The organism is Lysinibacillus sp. 10T31, from assembly GCF_056394365.1.
In genome coordinates this window covers 1-6,721 of sequence record NZ_JBFTHS010000100.1, presented here as the reverse complement: position 1 = coordinate 6,721, position 6,721 = coordinate 1, and the positions used below count along the sequence as shown (strand labels likewise).

Below are 6,721 nucleotides of genomic sequence, written 5' to 3'. Positions count from 1 at the left end.
AATCATGTTTCTGCAAGTAGGGGGCGAACGGTTTAGTTGACGGGGTCAAGCCCCACGAGCAGTTACGTTCTACCCTGGCTACTGCTATAATAAAACCATTTTAAAAATGATCAACCAGAAATATCTGGTTGACCTTATAATACGAACGAAGCAGTTTAGTTTAAGAAGGATAAAGAAATAATAGAACGAATTAGTTAACTATATTGAAAGTGAGGTGGCTAAATGAGATTAGGATTAAAACGAGATGAGGTAAGGTTAGAAGCACATTGTGATGAGTGGAAAAAAGAGTTTCTTAGGGTGAAACAGGATATTCTAAATGCAACGTCAATTCAAGAGAATAGAATTGAACACATTGGTAGCACAGCCATACAGAATATCGTTGCCAAACCAATATTGGATTTAGTCGTTGGTGTTGATGATATTTCAAATGTTGATAAATCGATATTTCAAGGGTTAAAGGAAGCTGTTTTTTTAAAACTAAAAGTGGAACGTCCTAATGAAATTGTACTTGCGAAGTTTAATGATGATACTTACGTAGAAAAGACACACTTTATCCACTTAGTAGAATACAACAAAGAACTCTGGAAAAATCTAATCTTTTTTAGGAACTACTTAAATTCAAACGAAACAGCAAGGGAAGAGTACAGAGAACTGAAAATGAAATTTATTGGTGAGAAAAATGGTGGGATCAATGAATACACAGATTTTAAGGAACAATTCGTAAAAGGAATCTATGAGAAAAGAAAATAATTTCTTGTTAAGCTAACGGGTGCTTCGTATTATATAGTTCAGCCAGAACTTTCTGGTTGAACTTTTTTTATTTAGATTTAATCTATTGGTAGCCAGGGTAGAACGTACGGGGGCGTGGGACATTGATCCCGTCAAGTAAACTGTTCACCCCCTACTTGTAGAAATATGTTTGAGGCTGGTTGGGACTTAGATCTCGTATAACAAGCGAAGCTATAATACTACTTGGAGGAAATAGGGGTTACTGGTGAATACGTTGTAGGAGGAGAAAAAATGAACCCAGTAGTGGGTATTGATGTAGCTAAAGAAGAAAGTGAAGTACAAGCTTTTTTAGAAAAAGGAAAGCCATATGGTGAAAATTTTTCAATTAAGCATAATCGTGAAGAGTTAGACAAGCTTTTAGGGTTTTTAGGAGAGATTAGATCGATAACAGGGAGTAAGCCTGTTGTCATTTTAGAATCAACAGGTCATTATCATACACCGATTATTCAATGCTTAGAAGAAAATGAAATACTTTATATTTTGTTAAATCCAATCATTTCTTATCAAGCAAAGAAGTCAAGTTTAAGAAAGGTAAAAACAGATGCCTTCGACGCCTATCAATTATGTGTTCTCTATTACAAAGAGGAATTTACACCTTATAAAATGAGAGGGATTCAGCTTCTAAATCTTCGTAATCTATCGAGACAACAGGAGATTATAACAAATATGTATGTGGAGGCTAAGCTGCAATTTCATACTATTTTGGATCAGGTTTTCCCTGAATATAGAAAAGTCTTTGGAGACCTTTTTTCTAAAGTCTCTTTGTTGATATTGAAAGAATATCCAACGTCAGAAAAAGTTCTAGAATCTAACGAGGATGATCTATCAAATAGTATACGTGAGTATTGTCCGAGTCGTTCTGCCCTATGGGCAAGGGAAAAGGCAAGAAGATTGATAGATTCAGCCAATCAAAATCCTTTTCAGAGGGTGATGTATCAAAGTCACTTATTTAATTTGAACATGTATATTGATATCCTATTTCATTACCAAGGACATCTTTCGGAATTAGAGTGCCAAATGATATCCCTGGCAAGTGAAATAGAAGAATATAAGATTATCCAATCAATCCCTGGAATCGGTGAAAAGATCGCTGCAACGATTATTTCTGAAATTGGGGAAATTGATCGGTTTAATCACCCTAAGAAATTGGTGGCCTACGCTGGAATTGATCCGAGTGTTTATTCGTCGGGCAAATTCACAGCGACAACGAATCGGATTACTAAACGTGGTTCTAGTAGGCTAAGGCACGGTTTATATTTAGCTGTTTTGTGTGGAATTAGAAGCTCTAGAAATAAAAAACTCAAAGAGTTTTATGACAAGAAACGGTCAGAAGGAAAACCTTCAAAAGTTGCGTTAGTTGCTTGTATTAATAAGCTTCTTCACTGGGTTTATGCATTATTAAAGAGAAAAGAATTCTTCCTTGATATAGCTTAGTGTACAACACTGACTATTTTAGGAATAACCTTCCATATATATGGAGGGTTATTTGGTATGTCCAAAAACAGTATAGCATATATAAAATAATTATTTATTGAAAGTAATTGACAAGCTATTAGCTGGTTTAGTTGAAGAAGATAGACAAACCAGAAACAACAATCTTTGAGAAAGGCTGTTTTCGAAAAGATTGTTGCTATTCAACTAACTTATTTACACTCTTTGTTTTCTTGTTTCCGTTATTACTTTTTACTAAAAATAGCTACATCATTATATTGTTTCAAAGGTTTATCCTCTAAAAAATCAATAATCATCTCATTAAAGATGTCTCGACGCATAGTACTTAATGGATCGAATGCATTTTTGAAAAGTGCTAGTTTTGCATTTTGAATATGGTTAAAAATAGTTCTTGACCCTTTCCCTTCATCAACGCCTGTTATTACTTTACCTTCTCCTCCCATTACAAGCGTAGGTGACTGTATTTGATGCAATTGATTGGTATGGGTTGGAAACGGCGCCTTCTTCATCGCAAGAAGCGTCTTTTTATCAATTGAAAAAGACTTTCTTAAAACCCGCTGAGTATAAGGATCATCCTTATAAAATTTCATCATCAGATCTATAATTGTATCGTAAGGAATTAAACTGAATATAAAATTTGAAATTGACAATACCCAACTTGCGGCAATAGTAGGCATTTCACTATAACTATTAGAAATAACGAGCTTATTTACATATGTTGGGTATTTTATTGCAAGCAATGTAGCCAATTGTCCGCCTTGTGATACACCTACAATATGAATTTTATTAATTCCCAACATATCGAGAAAGCATTTGATATCCTCCACAATGATATGATGATTATATTCATTATTAGGAAACTCCTTTGTCGTTTCACCATGTCCTCGATAATCGGGCATAAGCATCTGATAGCGTGATGAGAATGCTTCAAATTGGGGTTCCCACATTTTCCAAGATGATCCACTACCATGCAAAAAAAGTATTGGCGTTCCCTGACCTTTCATTTCGTAATGAATAGTGATACCGTTTGCATTAACTTTTGGCATATTGCATCCTCCTACTTTGTACTACTCTTTCGTTCTTCCCATTGTTCTAAAATTTTCTTCATCTGCTCGTTCACAAATTCGAAAAACTCAATACTTTCATCGATTGATGATTCAGCTCGTTCTGTGAGAACTAATTTCTTCGCTCTATGTAAATATTGAGACATCATCTCTCCCTGTATAATGTTAGTATTCAAAGACAAAGCCCAGGCGTTTGTATGCAGTTGATAAAAGTCTCGCTTGCTACCGGATATCCCTACTTTACGAAACAAAGAAATTTGAACACCCTGTCTAACAGACAACGAGGCCATCCCTTTACTAATTTGCAAATCGTTCACCATATCATCGAGTGATTTTGGATTACCTGATATCAATAAATATCCCCATATCTTTCCTAGTGACCTTGCACCACCTGTCAATTCTATATAAGTACCAAAATCCTCTATTAATGCTTTCTGATCTTCACTTAATATTATTTTTTCCACGTTTACGCCCCTTGCATTTAATGAATTTAATATACATTAAACATATTAAATGTAAATTCTTAAGAAGGCAATAACTACTTTTATCAACCTGAAATTTCTTCCGATTTAATGTAGATTTAAAACAAAGTCTCGACGTTTATAATTTATCAAGACCTAATTTTAAAAAAGATAAAAAAGTTAAAGGGTTCTACATATTAGATATGACTAATATGTAGAACCCTTTCTTCTTTTACTAAAGCACCCCGTTAGCCATCCATGAAGCGCAAAAATAAGCACTTCACCACAGATAATGAAAGATGATTAAGTTCTTTCATGGGAGTTTAATAAAAATAGATGCCGAGTTGACTAATTTATTATTTGACCGTTGGCATCTAATATTTTAATTTATTTAGTTCTTTAGAGTGTAAAATTTTACCTACAGTATCTTCAATTTTCAATGAAAACTTATGCGCATCTTTATCAGAACTTTTTATTGATGTATGAATTATAATGGATTTTTGGTCGTTAGTGCTGATATTTATAAATACCTCATAATCTTTGGGAATTTCCATTAAAATCCTTGCTAAATTTATGGTCTTTTAAAGATGAGGATTTGATTACACTTTTTGCAATGGATTCCATATCCTTTTTTACGGAATTATAATATTCTTCATCCCCTACAACCCTTATCATCAATTCTTTCTTTGAAGTAGTTCTCATATCAACCCCCACATATTTATCGTGAATTTTTTCTGTTACCCTGTTCAATATAGGTATATATCAAGAAAATTGGTAGCCACACCTTTAAAGCTGTCTATCCTTTTATTTCAAATAAGAGCATACCTTGTAGAAAGTTTGATCAAAACATTCCCTAAACTTTGTATTTATTAATGAATATCATGTAACTTCATTTTTTCCAATTCTTTCTTTCTTTTATTTTTTAGAGATTCCCTTCCTTTTGCCCAAGTTCCTAATAAAAACAGCGTACCAGCAACTGCAACCTTAATGAGTGAAGATGTATTGACATTCCCCGTTTTATTGACCCACCATCCGAAAATAAAAACTAAATACAGAATAGGTACAATTGCTCCCAAGTAAGCGTTAGCTCTTCTAGATAAAAAAGATTGAACTCCTATTATTGCAATAGCTATTAAAATGGCTATTATCCATTTATAAATTGGGTCCATTATTCATCATTCCTTTCGCTTTTATATTTATCAATAATCATTTTTGCCGTTTCTAAACTCAACCGTTCATCAATTACCAAATTTTTAATCATATTTACAAACTCCACGTCTTCAGTATTGCTGTTCAGTTCAATTTTTTTAATTAATGTATCTAATTTAATTCTTACAGTCGGATATGATACACCGTAAATTTTAGATATGTTCTTTAAAGACCCAGAATTTATAATAAATTTTCTTATAAATTCAACAGATTCATTATCTAAAGACAAAATCCAAGCTGGTACTTCATCACGGTTCATATTACCCCTCCTTTTCAATAATGTTAAACAATAATTAAATAAAATTCAAGTAATCATTAACATTATTCATTTATTTTTAAGGTCATTTTAAGCTAAACTGTTTTTTAAAACGGAGTAACTTTTCGTTGGGCTAATGCTAGGTTTCATTTATTCAATTGTTTTGTGGAATTATTTTCTTCTTTAGTAATTAAGGGTTTTTGTTTCTCTTTATTTGCATCAGCAGTATCAGCTACTGAGAATTTAATTAACAGGATAAATAATGCTATTTCCACTATAATTCCAGCAATAATCAGTATCTTTTTCAACATACAAATACCTCCCTTTAAGAGGGTATGTCCTTTAAAAAATGTCATTAAACACAATGTCCTCTTCTTGAAGTAACTGCTCCGTTAGTTGAACAATAAGGGGAGAATAACGTTCTCCCTCATAACTTCTTATAAACTTCTGCGTAAGTAACTTTCAGTTGTTCCCTTAATTGCTTGTTTTCTCCTTCTAACTTTAGATTTTTTCTTTTTAGAGATGCAATGAGGGCATCTTTATTGTTTTCGTTCATTTCTCGTTTCACTTGTTTTGGTGTAGGTACTTGTGATTGCTGATTTCGTAATGTTTCAATTCTCGAACGAAAGTCCTTATTGTTATATAAGGTTGCTTTTGAAACAAGCGAGAGCTTCTCCAATACGCAATCCCGTTTCAAATAACAGTTGAATTAAGAATCTATCTCGGATATTGGTGGTTGCTTCTAACACTTGCTGCACTTGTTCTTTTGTGAGTGTGTCTACTTTTTTTCGTGGCTCTTTTAATTTCAGTATGTTTCTGATAGATGGCTTGTCCTTATTTACATGATGTAAAAAACTTTTGTAATGGGAGTGTCCCCCTGTAAATACTTGTTTCATCAGCTTTTCCATCATGTCATTTTGCACTTCTTCATTCCGATAAAGGTAGTCATAGAAATTTGCTATGACTGTAATGGTAAGGTTAATTGTTTTTTCCGTTCGCTTTGCTACTGCTGCTTTCTGAAGGGGAGTGACTTTCGAACTCTCATATGGCCTTCTTAACCACCCCACAAAATCTACTAAATCTTCTAACCTAATATAACGATAATCTTTGTTCACTTTTTCTAAGTAGGTGAAAAAATGCTTCAAGGAATAACAATATGTTTTTTGAGTATTAGGGCTTTTTCTAGTATTATCTAAATACTTTATATACTTCATAACTGGCATCACGGGGAATCCCCCGCGATCTAGTAATATGTATCTCTTTTTGTTATCCTCAATAAGAACTTCTTGTACCCTCATAACATCCCCCTAAATTTTAACCCATAGCGGAAGACCTTACTACATTATAAATGTCAACACCAATATGTACATTTTTGCTCGTTTAAGGATGTACAAAATTACTCGTTTTCCGAGGTTAAATGATGCTTTAATCGGTATGAATCACCGACGATTGTGACAACGCTTGCGTGATGTAAAATACGATCTAAAATC

At 33.3% G+C, this 6,721-nt stretch carries 9 protein-coding genes and 2 pseudogenes; 2 read left to right on the top strand and 9 right to left on the bottom strand.

What is annotated here, in order from left to right:
- Nucleotides 1–222: 222 nt before the first annotated feature.
- Complete coding sequence (locus AC1DCY_RS26520; RefSeq protein WP_477355508.1) at nucleotides 223–750, top strand: GrpB family protein; 528 nt, start codon at nucleotides 223–225, stop codon at nucleotides 748–750.
- Between the two features lie 270 nt (nucleotides 751–1,020).
- Complete coding sequence (locus tag AC1DCY_RS26515; RefSeq protein WP_477355505.1) at nucleotides 1,021–2,223, top strand: IS110 family RNA-guided transposase; 1,203 nt, start codon at nucleotides 1,021–1,023, stop codon at nucleotides 2,221–2,223.
- A gap of 242 nt (nucleotides 2,224–2,465) precedes the next feature.
- On the opposite strand, the gene AC1DCY_RS26510 is transcribed toward AC1DCY_RS26515, so the two are convergent.
- The 9 genes and pseudogenes from AC1DCY_RS26510 to AC1DCY_RS26470 all read right to left on the bottom strand — a co-directional run.
- The gene (locus AC1DCY_RS26510) at nucleotides 2,466–3,287 is read right to left on the bottom strand and encodes an alpha/beta fold hydrolase (RefSeq protein WP_477355503.1); all 822 of its coding nucleotides are present in this window, start codon (nucleotides 3,285–3,287) and stop codon (nucleotides 2,466–2,468) included.
- Nucleotides 3,288–3,298: 11 nt separating this feature from the next.
- Complete coding sequence (locus AC1DCY_RS26505) at nucleotides 3,299–3,769, bottom strand: GbsR/MarR family transcriptional regulator (protein ID WP_477355501.1); 471 nt, start codon at nucleotides 3,767–3,769, stop codon at nucleotides 3,299–3,301.
- 528 nt (nucleotides 3,770–4,297) lie between these two features.
- Entirely contained in the window at nucleotides 4,298–4,468 is a 171-nt protein-coding gene (locus AC1DCY_RS26500) for a hypothetical protein (protein WP_477355498.1), read from the bottom strand.
- Nucleotides 4,469–4,635: 167 nt separating this feature from the next.
- The gene (locus AC1DCY_RS26495) at nucleotides 4,636–4,935 is read right to left on the bottom strand and encodes a hypothetical protein (protein ID WP_477355496.1); all 300 of its coding nucleotides are present in this window, start codon (nucleotides 4,933–4,935) and stop codon (nucleotides 4,636–4,638) included.
- Entirely contained in the window at nucleotides 4,935–5,234 is a 300-nt protein-coding gene (locus AC1DCY_RS26490) for a DUF2089 family protein (protein ID WP_477355494.1), read from the bottom strand. Before AC1DCY_RS26490 ends, AC1DCY_RS26495 begins: the two co-directional genes overlap by 1 nt.
- A gap of 143 nt (nucleotides 5,235–5,377) precedes the next feature.
- Complete coding sequence (locus AC1DCY_RS26485; protein ID WP_477355491.1) at nucleotides 5,378–5,542, bottom strand: hypothetical protein; 165 nt, start codon at nucleotides 5,540–5,542, stop codon at nucleotides 5,378–5,380.
- A gap of 116 nt (nucleotides 5,543–5,658) precedes the next feature.
- Nucleotides 5,659–5,892, bottom strand: a pseudogene (locus tag AC1DCY_RS26480) (DUF6262 family protein); the annotation flags it as partial.
- Nucleotides 5,873–6,529, bottom strand: a pseudogene (locus tag AC1DCY_RS26475) (tyrosine-type recombinase/integrase); the annotation flags it as partial. The pseudogenes AC1DCY_RS26480 and AC1DCY_RS26475, both read right to left, overlap by 20 nt.
- A 98-nt stretch (nucleotides 6,530–6,627) precedes the next feature.
- Nucleotides 6,628–6,721 (bottom strand): ATP-binding protein (locus tag AC1DCY_RS26470; RefSeq protein WP_477355511.1); only part of this gene is annotated, 94 nt, incomplete at its 5' end.

Bases quoted from the DNA above. Each gene is read 5' to 3' on its own strand.
- AC1DCY_RS26490 (WP_477355494.1), bottom strand. From the start codon at position 5,234: ATGAACCGTGATGAAGTACCAGCTTGGATTTTGTCTTTAGATAATGAA.
- AC1DCY_RS26485 (WP_477355491.1), bottom strand. From the start codon at position 5,542: ATGTTGAAAAAGATACTGATTATTGCTGGAATTATAGTGGAAATAGCA.
- AC1DCY_RS26500 (WP_477355498.1), bottom strand. From the start codon at position 4,468: ATGAGAACTACTTCAAAGAAAGAATTGATGATAAGGGTTGTAGGGGAT.
- AC1DCY_RS26495 (WP_477355496.1), bottom strand. From the start codon at position 4,935: ATGGACCCAATTTATAAATGGATAATAGCCATTTTAATAGCTATTGCA.
- AC1DCY_RS26510 (WP_477355503.1), bottom strand. From the start codon at position 3,287: ATGCCAAAAGTTAATGCAAACGGTATCACTATTCATTACGAAATGAAA.
- AC1DCY_RS26520 (WP_477355508.1), top strand. From the start codon at position 223: ATGAGATTAGGATTAAAACGAGATGAGGTAAGGTTAGAAGCACATTGT.
- AC1DCY_RS26515 (WP_477355505.1), top strand. From the start codon at position 1,021: ATGAACCCAGTAGTGGGTATTGATGTAGCTAAAGAAGAAAGTGAAGTA.